Raw genomic sequence first — 15,518 nt, 5'->3', positions numbered from 1 at the left:
GGAAAATAAATAATGATCATTGTATGTCAGAAATGCAGAACCCGCTTTCATCTCGATGACGATGCGACCGACAAATCATCCTTCGTGGCGCGCTGCACGGTTTGCGGTCATCTCTTTTCCGCATACAAACCTAACCGTGTCCAGGAAATCACGTTTCTCGATCTTGAAAAGACCCGGCGGGATGACGCCAGCGATCATGTAATGACCATCAGCAACCGGAAAGGCGGGGTCGCCAAAACCACCACTTGCCTGAACCTTGGGGTTTCCCTGGCCCTGCACGATAAGAAGGTATTGCTTGTGGACTTCGATGCCCAGGCCAATCTGACCCTTTCTTTGGGGCAAAAGCAGCTGCCCACGTTTTATGATGCCCAGAAAGCATTCGGCAAACCGCTGGACGATTTCATCATCGCGACCCAATATCCCAATCTCTGGCTACTGCCCTCCGGCCGGAACATGGTTCTACTCAACAAATTGTATTTCGGGGCACAGCATTTCGAATACATGCTCAAGGACCGGCTTAAAAGCGTCAAAGATCAATTTGATTTTATTCTGATCGACACCCCTCCTTCCATCGAATTTTATACGTTAAATGCCCTTACCGCGTCGAACCGGGTGCTGATTCCCTGCCAGTGCGATTACTTGTCCACCCATGGGGTGGACCAGGTGATGCGGTTGATTTCGCTGATTCGCAAAAACTCCAATTCCCACATTCAGTCCCGCATCCTGTTCACCATGATGGATCGGGCCAGCCGTTCATCCCAGCTGATACTTTCCAAAATCAAAGATCTTTACCAGGGTCAGACCTTCCATACGGTCATTGAGATGGATGGAGCCCTTAAAGATGCCCAGATTCTGAGTATGCCGGCCATCCATTACAGCCAGAAAAGTGTGGCCGGCACCCAGTATCTTGAACTGGCCAAGGAGATCATTTCAAACCTGGATGATTCGGTGCCGTCAGCGCCATGACACCCCCCAACAGCTATTCGCTCCAGCGTACCATGATTATTTATATTCTTTTAATCGGGTTTGCCGCCCTGCTGGTGGCTTCCGAGTTTGTGTTGGATACTCATTCAACCGCGCTGAAACTGGAGCTGACACGAAATTTCCAACAGTATGCCAGCGGGGAACTGGCTGAGGATCAGGTTTACGAGCCCCTGGTGAAAATCCGCAACAAGGCCATGATGATGGTGGGGGTGATCCTGGCGGTGGTGGTCATCGTGCTGACGATGTTCATCAAAACCATCACTGAACCCCTGCAGCATATGGTGGAGGTGTCCAAAGCCATATCCGCCGGAGACCTGAGCCAGACAACGGGGGTAGAGTCCAAAAACGAACTTTCCCAGTTATCCGCCGCCATCGACGACATGTCCACCAACTTGCAGGAGATCATCATGCTTTCCCGGTCGGTATGCGACTCTGCCAATCGAGTGACCACCAACACCATGGGGTTGATGAAAGATGAGCAGTTGGATCATGGAAAGTCGGATGCAATGGAACAGCAGCTCGCCCGCCTTGAATCCGAACTGACCATGCTTGGCCAGGTCATTGATTTTTTCAAACTCTATTCGGTGGAAAACCAGCCATGGCCGGGCTGAATCTTCTGGCTTTCCCGGCAGGGGTGATCATCGCTTCGCTGGCATCGGCGGTCGGCATCGGCGGCGGCATTCTGTGGATGCCCTTTTTTATTATTTTTTTAAAGCTTCCGCCGGAGACGGCGGTGGTCACCTCGTTGCTGGTGCAAACGGCAGGCATGGGATCGGGCAGCAGCGCTTACATCAAAAAGAAAGCGACGGACCTTCGCCTATCCGGCTTTTTCCTGCTGCTGGCTCTTCCCGGACTCGGCCTGGGCGCGCTGCTAACCCGGTTGCTGTCATCGGCCAACCTGGAGTTGGCCTTGGGGGTACTGACGCTGACCACGGCCTTTATTTTCGTGTCGGCGACCCAGAAATACACCGATACGGGCCAGGACCGAGTGCCGGTAAAACAAGCCCGTCGTTATGGGTGGATCGTGTCGGTAATGGCCGTGGCCAGCGGTATGCTCAGCGTGAGCATCGGCGAGTGGCTGGTTCCTCTCATGCGCAGTCAGCTGAAGTTGCGAATGCGTGTCGCCGTCGCTACCAGTATTGTCACCATTTTCGGTACCTGTGTTGCCGGTTCTGCGTTCCATGTGATATTAGGGTCATCGGCCGATCTGATGGCCCTGGCCTGGGCCGTGCCCGGCGTTATCATCGGGGGACAGATCGGCCCGTGGTTTACCGAGAAGATCAATGAAAGAATGCTCAAAGAGGTTTTTATATTCCTGCTTACGCTCATCGGCATTCATTTGATCTACAACAGCTATTAATCCCAAGGATTGTGACCTGGCTTGAGCACAACGGTTCGGAAAAAAGGGGAGAAACAACCCTATGCCTACCTGATGCCGTTTCTGGGCTTTTTCGCCCTGCTGCTGGTTTGGGACGTATTGGCCCGTTTCAGCGGCTGGAGCCGGGAGGTGTTTCCGGGTCCTGTGGTGGTGCTGGTGAGCATGGGGGAACTGATGGCCGACGGCACCCTTATCAGGCATACCGTGGCCAGCCTGTTCAGGGTTACCGTGGGGTTTTACCTGGCCGCCGCTTTGGGTATCCCCCTGGGCATCGCCCTGGGTATGATGAAGGCCACCAGGGCCCTGGTCAATCCGCTGATTCAATTTTTGCGGCCCATATCGCCGTTGGCCTGGATCCCCCTGGCCATGCTTTGGTTCGGCATCGGCGATCCGCCGGCCATCTTCCTTATTTTTCTGTCCAGTTTCTTCTCCTTAGTGGTTTCCACCACCATTGCCGTTGATGGTATAAATCCCACTTATTTTCATGTGGCGGCCAACTTCAATTTCTCCCGGACCGAGATCATTACCCGACTGGTGATCCCCGCCATTATCCCGGAGGTCGTGACGGCCTTGCGGATGACGGTGACCATTTCCTGGCTGGTCGTTGTGGCTGCCGAGATGATTGCGGTGCAATCCGGCCTGGGGTTTTTGATCTTGGATTCGAGAAATGCCCTTCGCATGGATTACGTCATGGATGGAATGATCGCCATTGGCCTGGTAGGACTGATCCTGGATTACCTGATGCGCCAACTGGGCGCCCTGGAAGCCGCCAGTTGGCGCAAAATGACTCATTAAGGAGTAGCGCGGTGGGCCGCATTGCCATCGAAAGACTTAACAAAACCTACGCCAATCGCCGCAAGGATCCCCGCAGCGATGATGACCCGTTGCTGCGCCAAGGGGACCGGGTGACCGTCCTTTTTGATATCAATCTGAATATCATGGATGGTGAAATGGTGTGTTTTCTGGGGCCGTCAGGCTGCGGTAAATCAACGCTGCTCAGAATCATTGCCGGGTTCGAGGCGCCTTCCGATGGCCGTGTGCAGATTAACGGGAAAACGGTCAGGGGGCCTTCGGCCGACCACATTTTCGTGTTTCAGCACAGCGGCCTGTTCCCATGGATGACCGTTGCCGAGAATGTCGGCCTGGGACTCCGTCATCTGAAAAACCGCCGGGACAGGCAGGAGCATGTATCGGAATTTATCGAGATGGTTGAACTGGATGGCTTTGAGCAGCACTATCCCCGGCAGCTGTCCGGCGGGATGCAGCGCCGGGCGGAACTGGCCCGCGCCCTTGCCGTGAATCCGGATATCATGATCATGGATGAGCCTTTCAGCGGGCTTGACTTTCTCACGCATATGAAGATGCGTGAAGAAGTGGTCAATATGCATGCCTTCATTCAAAAGACGATCCTGCTGGTGACCCATAACATCGATGACGCATTGATCATGGGTGACCGGATCGTTATTTTAGGGGACAGTCCGACCCGGGTGATCATGGATCGAACACTGGACTTTCCCCGACCCCGCGATTTTGAGAAATCCCCTGAATTGAGTTTGTTGAGAAGTGAGTTGTTCCTGATGATGGGGGTCAATTATGCGGTTTAGCCTAAAACCACTGGCCGGTTCCCGTCCCTTGACGCTGCGCATGAAACTGGGACTTTTTTTCCTTTTCTGGCTGGTGTTGATCTCGTGGCTTCATTACCGGTTGAACTACCGGCAGGTGAGCCAGAAGGTCGTCCGCATGGGATATATGCCGGTGGTGACAAACGTGGCGGCACCGCTTTTGGACTACGTTACCCGCCATGGCGCCGGTGTCCATTTCGAAGCCGTGAAGTTTTCTTCATTTGCTGAAATGGCCGAAGCCTTGAGAAACGACAGTATTCAGGCGGCGTTCATCATTGCACCGCTGGCGGTGGTACTGCGTCAGCAAGGGGTCGACGTGAAGGTGGTACTGATCGGCAGCAGGCATGAAAGTACCCTGGTGGCGAGAAAAACCCTGAATGCGAAAAGGCTTGAAGATCTATCCGGCCGCACCATCGCAGTACCCATGCGATATTCCGGCCACAACCTCTGTCTGCTGAAGATGATCGAGGAAAAGGGCCTTGGCGGAAAAATACGCGTGGTCGAGATGAACCCACCGGACATGGCGTCGGCGCTGACCTCGGGTGCACTGGATGCCTATTTTGTCGGTGAACCGTTTGCCGCCCAGACCGTGCTGAGCGATGATGCCGACGTGGTGGCTTATGTGGAGTCACTGTGGCCCAACTTTATTTGTAATCTCGTGCTGGTGAAAAACAGCTGGATTGATGCCGATCCGTCCGTTGCACGAAAACTGGCAGAAATGGCCGCCCGTTCCGGACTCTGGGCCGGACGCCATCCCGATGAGGCAGCCCGGATCGTTTCCGGTTACTGGAACCAGTCCGTTGAATTGGTTCGCTACGCCCTGACAACCCCAAAGGGGCGGGTGGTCTATGATCGATTTATTCCGAAGACAGCGGAAATCCAGACCCTGGCAGATCTCATGGTCCGTTATAATCTGGCTCGACAGGCCGACATCACTGGTCTGGTGGACGACCGTTTTGCTTTGGCTGCGTCCGTTGACGGCATCGACGACCTGGACAGCATCGTCTTGAGCAAATGAAAAGCCCCCGCGGGAACCCCACGGAGGCTTGACGATTGTGGTTTTATTATGACCCGGTAGCCGGGACCGCAGTCCTACTTCCTGCGCAGCTTCCCAAGTTCTTCCCGAATGGCGCCAAGTTCCCTCGCCATCATTAATTTCAGTTCATCAATGGCGCTGATAACTGCATCAATGCCGGACATTTCACCTGATTTTATCGGTTTCTGCAAGGCGCCGGGCAGGTAGGGGGGAGTGGATGCCACTATTTTTGCCTTCAAACGCTGGAACTGCCTGACCTCTTCCATTACCATTTTTTCTTTTACGTCCCGGCCCATTTCCTGGTTGGTGACTGCCTCCTCCAAAGCCGAGTAGACCGCCATGATTCGCTTGATGGTATCCGGATGGGCATTGGACTTGTGCATACGGACATATTTGCCCAGTGATTTTAAGAGCTTGAGCAGGGTGTGGATCACCTTGTCGTCTTGAAATCGCTCCAGGAGTCCGTTAAGTTGGCCAATTAAGGTTTCGAGGACATCGTCGGTGATTTCCCAGTCAATGGCCAGGATTGTGGATTTCAAATCTTTTAACGGAAGGTCGGGTTTTGATGTCTGAGGCCCATCCGCAGGCGGTTCATTTTGGGGAGGCAATGAATCACTGAAAAAATCATCGAGACGGTTTTCCAAATCAAAGGCGAACGTATCATTCGCTTTCTTGTCCACGGCGGCACCTCCTATAGAAGCTTATCTCGAATACCCACAAGCGTTATCGAAATGGCCTTTTTAACGGTGGGGATCACATTATCTCCCTTTAGCGCACTGGCTGTGAAACTGGGGGCCTTGAGCTGTGCGTTGAGATCTTTTTCCATGCTTTCAACGTCGAGAATGGGAATTCCCTCGGTTGCCAGGTCCCGCTTATTGTATTGGAACACAAGGGGGATGTCGGCTATGTCAATATCGTAAAATTTAAGATTTTCCGTGAGATTGTTCAACGCACTAATATTGTTTTCCCTTCGGTCGACCATGGAGTCAGCGACAAAGACAATTCCATCCACACCTTTGAGCACCAGCTTGCGGGTGGCGTTATATTTGACCTGGCCGGGAACCGTGTAAAGTTGGGTTTTAACATTGTATCCCTTTATCGCCCCCAGTTCGAACGGCAGAAAATCGAAAAACAGGGTCCGATCGCCCTGGGTTTTGATGCTGACCATGTCGGATTCGATACGGTGCCGGATTCGGCTGAAGATATATTCCAGATTGGTCGTTTTCCCGCCTCTGCCGGGGCCGACAAAAACAAGTTTGACCTGAACTTCTTTGGTTTTGGTATTGATAAAGGCCATGCTACCGTTTCACTTGTCGATAAGTTCGGGTGGACCAGACCGTTAAAGCGCAGGCCGACTGTCTACGTCGATCGCGTCTGTTCAATCAGCACTTTGATTTTTTTGATTACCTCGTCGATCTTCAGCCTGAGGTAGCCCAGTGATACGTCGTTTCCGAAAATGGACACCAGCAGAAAATCATCCATGATTTTGGTGAAATTGATGTTCTCGCTCTTGCCTTTGTGGAACAGCAGCGAAAACTCCTCTTCACCGATGATGGAGGCCATCGCGCTCACCGCCCCGAAATTCCCGGCGGCCAAGGCTGCCAGAGAATAGACATCGTGGCGAACTTTTCCGTCATCGAGGTTGACGATGACATTACCGGCCATGTCGATGAGGATCACGGATTGTATGCCCAGCGTCATCAGGTCAGTCGTCAACGCTTCTTCCAAACCGTCCAGTTGTTCTTGATCCAGGATATAAGACAATGTCTCTTCCTCCTTGATAAATCAGCGCTTTCCCAGGCTGTCAGCCATTTTGAAAACTCCCGAACCGAAAGGGTGCGGGAAATTAAACAATAGTTCACCGCTGCGGTGGCGATTCCGCTGCCCGTAGAGCGGATGCAGAAAGATTCGCTTTAGTGGCAGCCGCAGGTTCGATCATTCGGAAACGAGTTTACCGATTCAAGTGCGTCTAATACCCTTTTTTGCTTTGAGTTTTCAAGTTTTTTCTATGATTTTAAGTACCTTTTTTTCGTATGGCCTTTTTCCGCTGGATTGCCGCATACCCATACAGGCCATACCCCCACTTTTCTGCCGGACGGGGGCGCCTCAATATCCGTTTTGTCCACTATTTTGCTAATATCCTGTAACTGTTGGTGATTCGACATTATTGCCATGAATAGAGACTTGATTTTTCACTTGAAAAAGAGATACAGTATCGCTGACGATTCTCGCCAAGTACCACCTCAGGGTGTCGTTTTGTTTGCCGTGGCTTGATACCACCACGTCCTGAGTATGCTTGGGTACACCTATACGTCGATCGGGACAACCCTGAGGGAAAATTTTTCCATGCTTGTAGGAACCCGGAGCGATCTGTGGTCGACACACGCAGGAGACGACACCGATGCAAGATTCCATCTGGCAAGCGGAAAAAAAGAAAATTCTGACCCGTCTTTCCATTGCCATATACAAAATGACCGACGAACAACTGATCTCCCTGTTGCATCTGTTCAAAGACTTGAAACTCAAGGATAACGATAAACTTCTGGAGATGCCGAAGTCCCATTCAGACGGCGTTGTCGCTGCCAGAGACAGGCAGCTGCTCATCGCGCGGTTTTTTCTGCTGATCAATCAATTGTCCGAAGCGGATCTGCTGAAGTTCATGAACCGGTATGAGCAAAAACGGTTTTCAATGCTTCGGGAATTTCCTCGGGTTCCTTGCAATATTACCCTGGATCTGGCCGCTGATGGGCGTGCCATCAACTGTTCCGCCATGGATATCAGTGCCGGTGGGATGTTTGTGGAAAGCTGTGAGCCCTTTACCATGAATCAGCTCGTCTCTATCTGCTTTTCAGTGGTCAATAACCAACTGGCCCTCAAACTCAAAGGCCGTGTTGTCCGCTTGGAGCATGGTGGCATCGGAATCAAATACGAATCCCTGACCAGTTATCAGATAGAAATCATGAAGAATATGATTGACCGTCTCCATCGTCAGGTCAGCTCGCGATTTCCTATAGACTGAAAATTTTTTCCCGGGTGTCATCGAATCGAGTACCACCCGCCTGACGGAACGGATGCTTGGGGTCGACTTTATCCGTTTTTCCTGAAGATGGGCCATTGAAATTGGATCTCACCGTGCTATATTATCTATGGTGAATCTGCGGAGTGGGTTAACAAAGGAGTTTAACTGGAAATGATTGATGTTCGAAGCCAGCACCTCGAAGTCAGTCGGGAACGGCGGCAACATCCCAGACTGGAATTTCGCTGTACGGCTCTTTTCGGTCACCTGAAGGATGTGCTCAAGGTAACCGATTTGAGCCTGAGTGGCCTGTTTGTGGAGGTGGCGGACAAATCAGGCCTTGATCCGGGGCGCCTGGTCAGCCTTGCGATTAAGTTTCCCACCGAGGAAAAAGCGGTCCTTCTGAAGGCGAAAATCGCCAATGTCAATAAACGGGGCGTGGGATGTCATTTTGTAGATCTTGTTCCCAGAAATTTTGAGGCCATAAAAAACTGTTTCGAAACCTTCCGTGACACCTTGCCCCTTCGTTGACCCTTGCCCCCGGAAGACGGTTTATCCCCATTTGCCGGATTCCTCTTCCTCATCATTACCTTTCCCGGAGCTTTCCAGATGCGACACGATGGCCAACGCGGACTGGATGGCATTGCATTCGCGGTCTACCCGCGTGAGCGGTTCCATGGCCGAAACCATGGCATTGATCTGAGGATCGAAATAGATGCCGCCCCCGTTGTATGCTTGAATCATCAGATGCTTTTGCGACACCATCTGGATAATTCGCCCGGCATTTTTATCCCGCGGTTCCCTGGCCATATTGGTGATCAGCGTGGGGCGAATCCGCTTCAGGTGGGTTTCCATTTCGGTTGCATCCGCCGGCTCCCCGTTTGCGGCTACCCGGTCGAGCAGAGTCCTCACTGTTCTTACCCGCATGTCGTTTCTGGGGTCCATGGCGGCTTTTACCAGACCTCCCAGAGAGGGGCGGCGGCTCGTCAGCCGGCTCAAGGTGCGATAAACAGCGTTTCTGATGAAGGCATACGCATTTTGAATCGCTACGGGCTGGGGAGTCATCACCACAATCTGACGGTGGGCGGATAGGAAAAAGTCAAGGGTATTGAATCCGGTGCCGGCTCCCAGGTCCAGGATGACATGGTCGGCATCGATTTTGGAGATGGCCTGAAGGATTTTCGTTTTCTGGGCAAATTGAAGATTGGCAAGGGTCAGCACCTCGCTGGCGCCGCAGATGATTCGAAGACCCTTTTGCTCTGTGCCCATGCAGACGTCATCCAATGTCGCATAGTGGCGGCTGATGAAATCATTCAAGGTTCTGCTGGGTGTACGGATGCCCATGAAGGTGTGAAGATTGGCTCCGCCCAAATCTCCGTCGATGACCACTGTATCTTTGCCTTTTTCGGCCAGTGCCATGGAAATCAAAATGCTGAGAACGCTCTTGCCAATGCCCCCTTTACCGCCACCGACCGCCCAGATTTGCGGTGATTGGCCCCGCTCTTTTTCAGTGTGCTGTTTTTGCATCTGTTTTTTTATCCCTTAAAAGTCAGTGTCGCACCAGATGATTCCACAGATTCCAGATCATGTCCTGTTCGTCGTTGGATATGGTACAAAATGCATTCAGGGCCATTACCGTTTCTTCAGCCATCGCATCGAACCGGATGCCGACAATGTGTGTCGGGTGGTTTGTCCTGCCGACCGTTTTCTGCCAGGTCACCATGCCGTTCAACCCGTCGAGCACCGCTCGATTCCCTTCAAGGATGGTTAGGGTCGTTTTTTGTTTGAGCAACGCTTCAATATCGGAGCGGGCGGTATCATTTTTCAGGACAACACCAATACCGCCGGTTGAAAGGTCTCTGGTAGTGCCGTAAACCTCCCGCTTATGGATAGTATCCTCCGGGGTAAATTCGATTCTGACGTCCGCAGGCAGGCAGTACCGACAGGATCTGCGAACCGTCTGCCAGACTCGGTCGCTGCCCTGGGGCTTTCGGATCCGGCTCAATCGTTCGAGGAGTTCGCGGATTCGCGGATAGCGGTAGCAGGTGGCCTTGAGCACAGGCTTTGAAATCTTAACCAGTTCCACGGCGGTGGTTGCCGTGATGCGTGCGAGGCAGCGCGATTCCTCTTCCAGGGGGAAAATGTCCCCGAAGATGTCGTTTTCCGCCAGCGTAATGGCGGAGGGTGGTTCAGCGCCGTTTGCTTGCGGCAGTGTTTCGGTCAATTCACCCGATACAATGAAATATATGCCCGTAGACACCTGACCGGTGTCGTATACCGCCTCGCCAGGTGACAGACGAACACGGGTCAGGCGAAGCATCAGGGCCACCACCTCCTCGTAGTTTAGTTGGGAAAAAAGGACCTGTGACGGCATATCGCCGCCTCCCTTGCGTCGGACCATGGCGTGGAACTCGAGTCCTTCGCGATGGGAAGGCTTGACGATACTCCACTCTAGAATCTTAGCCACAATGGACTGGAGCACCATACCGGCGTCCAGGTAGAGCGTGGCCGCTTTGTGGTAAGCCAACAGCGCCGCATCCAAATGCTTTCTTCCGGCCAACAGGTCTGCAAACTTGCGATACAGATCCGGATTGTCGGGAAAGACTTCAAGAAGGTTTTCAAACTCCTCCTCCGAATTGATATCGATTTGGTCATCGAGGATCTGTTCGATGATACTTTCCTGGTCCGGGTTCGTGTACTGTTTGGTTCCATTCATTGTCAGAGCATCGTCCTTTTTTAAGTGCCGCAATGACAGCGTCCAGGCGTTGGTTCAGCAATTCGCTTTTTTGGTGTGACAGTCGGATGACCTCCATCAGGGTTGCCATCTGACGGTCGGCCGTTAAAACCATTTCGGTCAAATCGGCCAGTTTCCGGGCGAGGCTGTCCACCTGGCCCTGGATTGGCTCTTCGGCCTCCCGGCGGGCATCATTCGGACGGAACCGGCGGAATTCGCCGATCATTTTTTCAAGGTCATTCTTTTCGGCCTCCGACAGGCCGACCGTGAACGTATCGCCTTTCTCTTGTGACATGGTGTACCTGGTCTGCTTTTTCATCGGTAGTCATGGCTTTTCAGATGGTTGACGATCATCGAATCAATGTTTTCGATATTCCGATCCTTTGTTGATGGAAGCTCGCCTGTCCAGGATGGCGTTATCGGTTTTTTTCGGCGGCTACCCATCCACAGCAGAAAAAAAAGCAGGACAACGATGATTGACGTAACCCCGATCAGGGCGGCGATCAATTGCTGCTGGAACCGGTTCCGGTGAGAATCACCCGCGTTGCCGTAATGTGGAGAAGCGGAGTCGTAGTCCTTGATGGATGCATTGTCGATGGCCGGCGACTTTCCATCCGATATCGGTTTTTCCGGTTTGCTGCAAGGTTCCGGTGAAGACATGGCTTCATCAATCAATCCAATCTGGCGCGCTTTTCCAACGGGCAGTTCGGCGCCGGCCGGAGAAAGGGGACGGTAAGCATCGATGATGAACCGGTGAGGACCGGTGAGTGAGAAGGTTTTGACATCTGCCGGCACGAAGGAAAAGCGTACATCAATACGTGTGGCGTCCAACGTTTTGGAAACCTCGACGCTGACGATGTTGCCGAGGTGTTCTCCGTTTTGAAGGGCGGACGGGTCGTTGACGACCCCTGTCAGGACGACCTGCAGGGTGTCGCGGTTGATGGAAAACGACGGGGGCAAGATCAGGGGCCGGTTAAATTCCAGCACCATGCGCACGTACCCTTTATTGTCGCCAAAGCGTAGGTCCTTGATAACCGTTGCTTCCGCCCGCAGGGTAGGCGCAAAGAGCATGGAAAGGATCATGATCAGTAGCGGCGTCGCTTTCAGCACAGCTCCTTTTTTGAACTCAGTCATCGTTATGCTGCAGGGTGGTCGAGATCGGATGCTTTCCCGGTCAGGTTTAAAAACGGTTTGTCGGGCGGACTTTTGTCTGAAAAAATTAGAAGAAAAACAGCTTGATGTCAAGGCCCGTGGTGGGGCTTCCCAATCAATGTTGACGCTCGTGGAGTGACCGGGTCGAAAAAGAAGATGATCCGCTTAATCAGGAGGAGGAGAAGCTTTCTCCGGCTGAAAGGCGCACAACGGCTCCTCAGCCATGTAGTTGCCGGTGGCTTCAAAAGCCCTGGCCCGGCATCCACCGCAGACCGCCCGGTATTCACAGACACCGCATTTCCCTTCCAGTTGTTTGAAGTCCCGAAGTTTCAGAAACACCGGTGACTGGTTCCAGACCTCGCCGAAGGTGGATTTGGTGATGTCTCCACATTTGACATCCGTATAGCCGCAGGGTTGCACGATACCGGTGTGGGAAATGAAACAGAACCCCGTGCCGGCCAGGCAGCCCCGGGTTACGGCATCGAGTCCATGGGTTTCAAAGGAGATGGTTTTTCCCTCTGCTTTCGCCCGCTGACGCAATATCCGGTAGTAGTGGGGCGCACAGGTGGCTTTGAGTTGCAGTGGTGTTTTTTCGCGTTGGTCATAAAACCAGTTCAGAGTGGTTTCGTATTCTTTAGCGTCGATGGCCTGATCCACGATATATTTTCCCCTGCCGGTGGGTACCAGGAGAAAAATATGATGGGCTGCCGCGCCCAGCCGTTCGGCCAGTTCGAGAATCCGGGGAATCTGATCCAGGTTGCTTTTGGTAATGGTGGTGTTGATCTGAAATTCGATTCCCGCGGCCTTAACATATTCGATGCCGCGGATGGCGGCATTGAAGGCCCCGTCAACGCCACGGAATTTGTCATGGAACGCTTTGGTGGCGCCGTCAATGCTGGCGCTGATCCGCCGAATGCCGGAGGCCGCCATTTTTTCGGCTACCGCCGGAGTGATCAGGGTCCCGTTGGGGGCCATCACCATCCTCAACCCCAGATGGTCTCCATGCTTGGCGAGGTCGAAGATGTCATCCCGGAGCAGGGGTTCACCGCCGGTAAGGATGATGATAGGCTTTCCCGCTTCAGCGATTTCATCCAGTAATTTGAACCCCTGGTCGGTATTCAACTCTCCCTCGTAGGGGCCTTTAGTGGCGGCGGCACGGCAGTGAACGCACGAGAGGTTGCAGTTCCGGGTCGTCTCCCAGGCCACTAGGCGAAGCGTGCTACCCTTGCCGTGACCGTGGGGCGGATTTCCTTTTTCGGTGTGGGGATGAGGATTCATCAGTCGCATCTATCCTTTGACGGCACTGTTTAACAAGGGTGATGGCAAAAAATCACCGTTACCCGTTGATCAGGGCGGCGGCCTCCATGGCAAAGTAGGTCAGGATCATGTCGGCACCGGCCCGCTTGATGGCGGTAAGAGATTCCATCATGACCTTCTGGCCATCGATCCAGCCCATTTTTTCGGCAGCCTTGATCATGGCATACTCGCCGCTGACATTGTATGCCGCCATTGGCAGATCCACTTCGTCACGGAGCCGGCAAATGATGTCCAGGTAAGGCAAGGCCGGTTTTACCATGATGATATCGGCCCCTTCCTCCACGTCCATGGTAGCTTCGCGGATGGCCTCCCTGGCATTGGCCGGATCCATCTGGTAGGTGCGGCGGTCACCGAACGTCGGTGCACTCTGTGCCGCCTGGCGGAAGGGGCCGTAAAAGGCAGAACAGTATTTGGCTGCATAGGACATGATTGGAATTTGAGAAAAATCGTTTTCATCCAGGATGGACCGGATTTCAGCCACCCGGCCGTCCATCATGTCAGAAGGGGCCACCATGTCGGCGCCCGCCTTGGCATGAGACAGGGCGGTCCTGGCCAGAAGGTCCAATGAGGCATCGTTATCCACAGTATGGCCATCCACAAACCCGCAGTGGCCGTGATCCGTGTATTCACACAGGCAGACATCGGTGATGACCACCAGTTCAGGAACCTTGTTTTTCACGGCCTTGACGGTTCGCTGAATGATACCGTCCTTGGCGTAGGCCTGAGTGCCCAGCGGGTCCTTTTTCGACGGAATGCCGAAAAGAATGATTGCCGGGATACCCAGGTCGAAGGCCTGCCTGGCCACCTTGACCAGGTTGTCGATGGAGAGCTGGTGGTGTCCGGGCATTGACTCTATGGGGTTTTTCACCCCTTTCCCGTCAATGGCGAACAGCGGCAATATCAGATCGTTGACGGAAAGGGCCGTTTCGCGGACCATTTTGCGAAACGCTTCATTCTGGCGCATTCTACGAGGACGGTAATCAGGAAACAGCATGTCAGCTCCTGGTGGTGGTCGGGTAAGGTGAAATGAATCCGGGCGGCCGCGCGTGCGGTTGCGGATCAACACATATTGTCTCTATTGCGGTAGGTGGTTATATGGTTTGGGCAATCTCCTCATCGGTGAGATAGCAGGCCGGATCCGGAGCCCACACATCGTCGTGGATCGCCTCTGCGCGCACCCGGAAATTGCCGCCGCAGACATCCAGCCACGCGCACGTGGAACAGCGGCCCTTCACGTGGATCTTTTTTTCCTTGAGCTTTAGCAGAAGGTCGTCTTCCGGCTGGGTCCAGATCTGGGAAAATGGGCGCTGGCGCACGTTGCCGAAGCTGTGGTGGCGCCAGAACTGGTCGGCATACACCTCGCCGTCCCAGCTGACGCAGCCGATGCCCCGGCCCGAGTTGTTGCCCTCGTTCATTTTAAGCAGTTCAAGAACTTCAGCGGCCCTTTCGGGGTCTTCCTTGAGCAGTCGCAGGTAGAGATAGGGCCCGTCGGCGTGGTTGTCCACCGTAAGCACTTCCTTGGCGATGCCTTTGGCGTGGAGCGCCTTGGTGCGATCGATGATCAGGTCCACTGCCTTGCGGGTGCCTTCCAGGCTGAGGTCTTCTTCCACCATCTTGGATCCCCGGCCGGCGTAGACCAGGTGGTAAAAGCAGATCCGGGGGATATCCATCTCCTCGAGCAGATCGAAAATGGCCGGGATGTCACCCACATTGAATTTATTGATGGTGAAGCGCAATCCCACTTTGATGCCCGCTTCCTGGCAGTTGCGGATGCCCTCCAGGGCCTTGTCATAGGCGCCGGGGACACCCCTGAACTTATCGTTGATCCCCTGCATACCGTCCAGACTGATGCCTACGTAGGAGAGACCGATGGATTTGAGTGTTTTGGCCAGGCCGGCGGTGATCAGGGTGCCGTTGGTGGAAATTACCGCGCGCATGCCTTTTTCGACGGCATAGGCGGCCAGTTCGGGAAGATCTTTTCTGACCATAGGCTCACCACCGGAGAACAGCATGACCGGGGCGCCGAACCGGGCCAAATCATCGATCAGCGCCTTGCCTTCGTCCGTGGAAAGCTCGTTGGCAACGGATTCTTCCGTGGCCTGGGCATAGCAGTGAACACACTTCAGGTTGCATTTCCGGGTCACATTCCAGACCACCACCGGCCGTTTATCCTTGGAGAACTGCAGCAGGTGAGAGGGCAGGCTGGATGAATGACGCCCATAACGCAGGGCATCGGAGGGCTCAACGGTTCCGCAGTAAAGCTTGGATATTCCGATCAT

18 protein-coding genes are annotated in these 15,518 nt (G+C 53.6%); 8 read left to right on the top strand and 10 right to left on the bottom strand.

What is annotated here, in order from left to right; translation table 11 throughout:
- The first annotated feature begins 12 nt into the window (after nucleotides 1-12).
- Genes ACHZBS_RS00555 through ACHZBS_RS00530 form a run of 6 tightly spaced genes read left to right on the top strand, consistent with a single transcriptional unit; the run spans nucleotide 13 to nucleotide 5,002 of the window.
- On the top strand, nucleotides 13-966 hold the full coding sequence (locus ACHZBS_RS00555) for an AAA family ATPase (protein ID WP_319404590.1): 954 nt from the start codon (nucleotides 13-15) through the stop codon (nucleotides 964-966).
- On the top strand, nucleotides 963-1,595 hold the full coding sequence (locus ACHZBS_RS00550; RefSeq protein ID WP_319404589.1) for a HAMP domain-containing protein: 633 nt from the start codon (nucleotides 963-965) through the stop codon (nucleotides 1,593-1,595). The genes ACHZBS_RS00555 and ACHZBS_RS00550 overlap by 4 nt, the downstream gene beginning before the upstream one ends.
- Nucleotides 1,583-2,344: a sulfite exporter TauE/SafE family protein gene (locus tag ACHZBS_RS00545; RefSeq protein ID WP_319404588.1), complete on the top strand. Its 762-nt coding sequence runs from the start codon at nucleotides 1,583-1,585 to the stop codon at nucleotides 2,342-2,344. Before ACHZBS_RS00550 ends, ACHZBS_RS00545 begins: the two co-directional genes overlap by 13 nt.
- 21 nt (nucleotides 2,345-2,365) lie before the next feature.
- Nucleotides 2,366-3,157 (top strand): ABC transporter permease, encoded by a 792-nt coding sequence (locus tag ACHZBS_RS00540; protein WP_319404587.1) that lies wholly within the window; start codon nucleotides 2,366-2,368, stop codon nucleotides 3,155-3,157.
- Nucleotides 3,158-3,168: 11 nt separating this feature from the next.
- A complete protein-coding gene (locus tag ACHZBS_RS00535; protein WP_319404586.1) occupies nucleotides 3,169-3,966 on the top strand; it encodes an ABC transporter ATP-binding protein in 798 nt (265 codons plus the stop codon).
- Nucleotides 3,956-5,002, top strand: a complete 1,047-nt coding sequence (locus tag ACHZBS_RS00530; protein WP_319404585.1) for an ABC transporter substrate-binding protein — start codon at nucleotides 3,956-3,958, stop codon at nucleotides 5,000-5,002. Before ACHZBS_RS00535 ends, ACHZBS_RS00530 begins: the two co-directional genes overlap by 11 nt.
- Before the next feature lie 74 nt (nucleotides 5,003-5,076).
- Here the strand turns inward: ACHZBS_RS00530 and ACHZBS_RS00525 are convergent, their stop codons facing one another.
- The 3 genes from ACHZBS_RS00525 to ACHZBS_RS00515 form a co-directional block, all read right to left on the bottom strand.
- Entirely contained in the window at nucleotides 5,077-5,700 is a 624-nt protein-coding gene (locus tag ACHZBS_RS00525) for a hypothetical protein (protein WP_319404584.1), read from the bottom strand.
- Nucleotides 5,701-5,711: 11 nt separating this feature from the next.
- Nucleotides 5,712-6,317 carry a GTPase domain-containing protein gene (locus ACHZBS_RS00520; protein WP_319404583.1) on the bottom strand — a complete coding sequence of 202 codons (606 nt, stop codon included), beginning with the start codon at nucleotides 6,315-6,317 and terminating at the stop codon, nucleotides 5,712-5,714.
- Nucleotides 6,318-6,379: 62 nt separating this feature from the next.
- Nucleotides 6,380-6,784, bottom strand: a complete 405-nt coding sequence (locus ACHZBS_RS00515; RefSeq protein WP_319404582.1) for a roadblock/LC7 domain-containing protein — start codon at nucleotides 6,782-6,784, stop codon at nucleotides 6,380-6,382.
- 637 nt (nucleotides 6,785-7,421) lie between these two features.
- Here ACHZBS_RS00515 and ACHZBS_RS00510 point away from each other — a divergent pair.
- On the top strand, nucleotides 7,422-8,039 hold the full coding sequence (locus ACHZBS_RS00510; RefSeq protein WP_319404581.1) for a PilZ domain-containing protein: 618 nt from the start codon (nucleotides 7,422-7,424) through the stop codon (nucleotides 8,037-8,039).
- 171 nt (nucleotides 8,040-8,210) lie between these two features.
- The gene (locus tag ACHZBS_RS00505; protein ID WP_319404580.1) at nucleotides 8,211-8,567 is read left to right on the top strand and encodes a PilZ domain-containing protein; all 357 of its coding nucleotides are present in this window, start codon (nucleotides 8,211-8,213) and stop codon (nucleotides 8,565-8,567) included.
- A 21-nt stretch (nucleotides 8,568-8,588) separates the two neighbouring features.
- On the opposite strand, the gene ACHZBS_RS00500 is transcribed toward ACHZBS_RS00505, so the two are convergent.
- From ACHZBS_RS00500 to ahbC, 7 genes are all read right to left on the bottom strand, one after another.
- On the bottom strand, nucleotides 8,589-9,563 hold the full coding sequence (locus ACHZBS_RS00500) for a P-loop NTPase (RefSeq protein WP_319404579.1): 975 nt from the start codon (nucleotides 9,561-9,563) through the stop codon (nucleotides 8,589-8,591).
- A 22-nt stretch (nucleotides 9,564-9,585) separates the two neighbouring features.
- Nucleotides 9,586-10,752, bottom strand: coding sequence for a cyclic nucleotide-binding domain-containing protein (locus ACHZBS_RS00495; protein ID WP_319404578.1), 1,167 nt, complete (start codon nucleotides 10,750-10,752; stop codon nucleotides 9,586-9,588).
- On the bottom strand, nucleotides 10,688-11,065 hold the full coding sequence (locus tag ACHZBS_RS00490) for a hypothetical protein (protein WP_319404577.1): 378 nt from the start codon (nucleotides 11,063-11,065) through the stop codon (nucleotides 10,688-10,690). Before ACHZBS_RS00490 ends, ACHZBS_RS00495 begins: the two co-directional genes overlap by 65 nt.
- Nucleotides 11,066-11,085: 20 nt before the next feature.
- Entirely contained in the window at nucleotides 11,086-11,904 is an 819-nt protein-coding gene (locus ACHZBS_RS00485) for a hypothetical protein (RefSeq protein WP_319404576.1), read from the bottom strand.
- Nucleotides 11,905-12,087: 183 nt separating this feature from the next.
- Nucleotides 12,088-13,200 carry a heme b synthase gene (gene ahbD, locus ACHZBS_RS00480; protein WP_319404575.1) on the bottom strand — a complete coding sequence of 371 codons (1,113 nt, stop codon included), beginning with the start codon at nucleotides 13,198-13,200 and terminating at the stop codon, nucleotides 12,088-12,090.
- Between the two features lie 58 nt (nucleotides 13,201-13,258).
- Complete coding sequence (gene hemB, locus ACHZBS_RS00475) at nucleotides 13,259-14,233, bottom strand: porphobilinogen synthase (RefSeq protein WP_319404574.1); 975 nt, start codon at nucleotides 14,231-14,233, stop codon at nucleotides 13,259-13,261.
- A 97-nt stretch (nucleotides 14,234-14,330) separates the two neighbouring features.
- A complete protein-coding gene (gene ahbC / locus ACHZBS_RS00470) occupies nucleotides 14,331-15,518 on the bottom strand; it encodes a 12,18-didecarboxysiroheme deacetylase (RefSeq protein WP_319404573.1) in 1,188 nt (395 codons plus the stop codon).

The sequence above is a fragment of the uncultured Desulfosarcina sp. genome, assembly GCF_963664155.2.
GTDB lineage: Bacteria > Desulfobacterota > Desulfobacteria > Desulfobacterales > Desulfosarcinaceae > Desulfosarcina.
This window is presented reverse-complemented; position numbering and strand designations above follow the sequence as displayed.

Coding starts and splice junctions, on each gene's coding strand:
- ACHZBS_RS00545 (WP_319404588.1), top strand. CDS start 1,583: ATGGCCGGGCTGAATCTTCTGGCTTTCCCGGCAGGGGTGATCATCGCT.
- ACHZBS_RS00510 (WP_319404581.1), top strand. CDS start 7,422: ATGCAAGATTCCATCTGGCAAGCGGAAAAAAAGAAAATTCTGACCCGT.
- ACHZBS_RS00550 (WP_319404589.1), top strand. CDS start 963: ATGACACCCCCCAACAGCTATTCGCTCCAGCGTACCATGATTATTTAT.
- ACHZBS_RS00490 (WP_319404577.1), bottom strand. CDS start 11,065: ATGTCACAAGAGAAAGGCGATACGTTCACGGTCGGCCTGTCGGAGGCC.
- ahbC (WP_319404573.1), bottom strand. CDS start 15,518: ATGATCGGAATATCCAAGCTTTACTGCGGAACCGTTGAGCCCTCCGAT.
- ACHZBS_RS00530 (WP_319404585.1), top strand. CDS start 3,956: ATGCGGTTTAGCCTAAAACCACTGGCCGGTTCCCGTCCCTTGACGCTG.
- ACHZBS_RS00520 (WP_319404583.1), bottom strand. CDS start 6,317: ATGGCCTTTATCAATACCAAAACCAAAGAAGTTCAGGTCAAACTTGTT.
- ACHZBS_RS00555 (WP_319404590.1), top strand. CDS start 13: ATGATCATTGTATGTCAGAAATGCAGAACCCGCTTTCATCTCGATGAC.
- ACHZBS_RS00485 (WP_319404576.1), bottom strand. CDS start 11,904: ATGACTGAGTTCAAAAAAGGAGCTGTGCTGAAAGCGACGCCGCTACTG.
- ahbD (WP_319404575.1), bottom strand. CDS start 13,200: ATGAATCCTCATCCCCACACCGAAAAAGGAAATCCGCCCCACGGTCAC.
- ACHZBS_RS00495 (WP_319404578.1), bottom strand. CDS start 10,752: ATGAATGGAACCAAACAGTACACGAACCCGGACCAGGAAAGTATCATC.
- hemB (WP_319404574.1), bottom strand. CDS start 14,233: ATGCTGTTTCCTGATTACCGTCCTCGTAGAATGCGCCAGAATGAAGCG.
- ACHZBS_RS00505 (WP_319404580.1), top strand. CDS start 8,211: ATGATTGATGTTCGAAGCCAGCACCTCGAAGTCAGTCGGGAACGGCGG.
- ACHZBS_RS00500 (WP_319404579.1), bottom strand. CDS start 9,563: ATGCAAAAACAGCACACTGAAAAAGAGCGGGGCCAATCACCGCAAATC.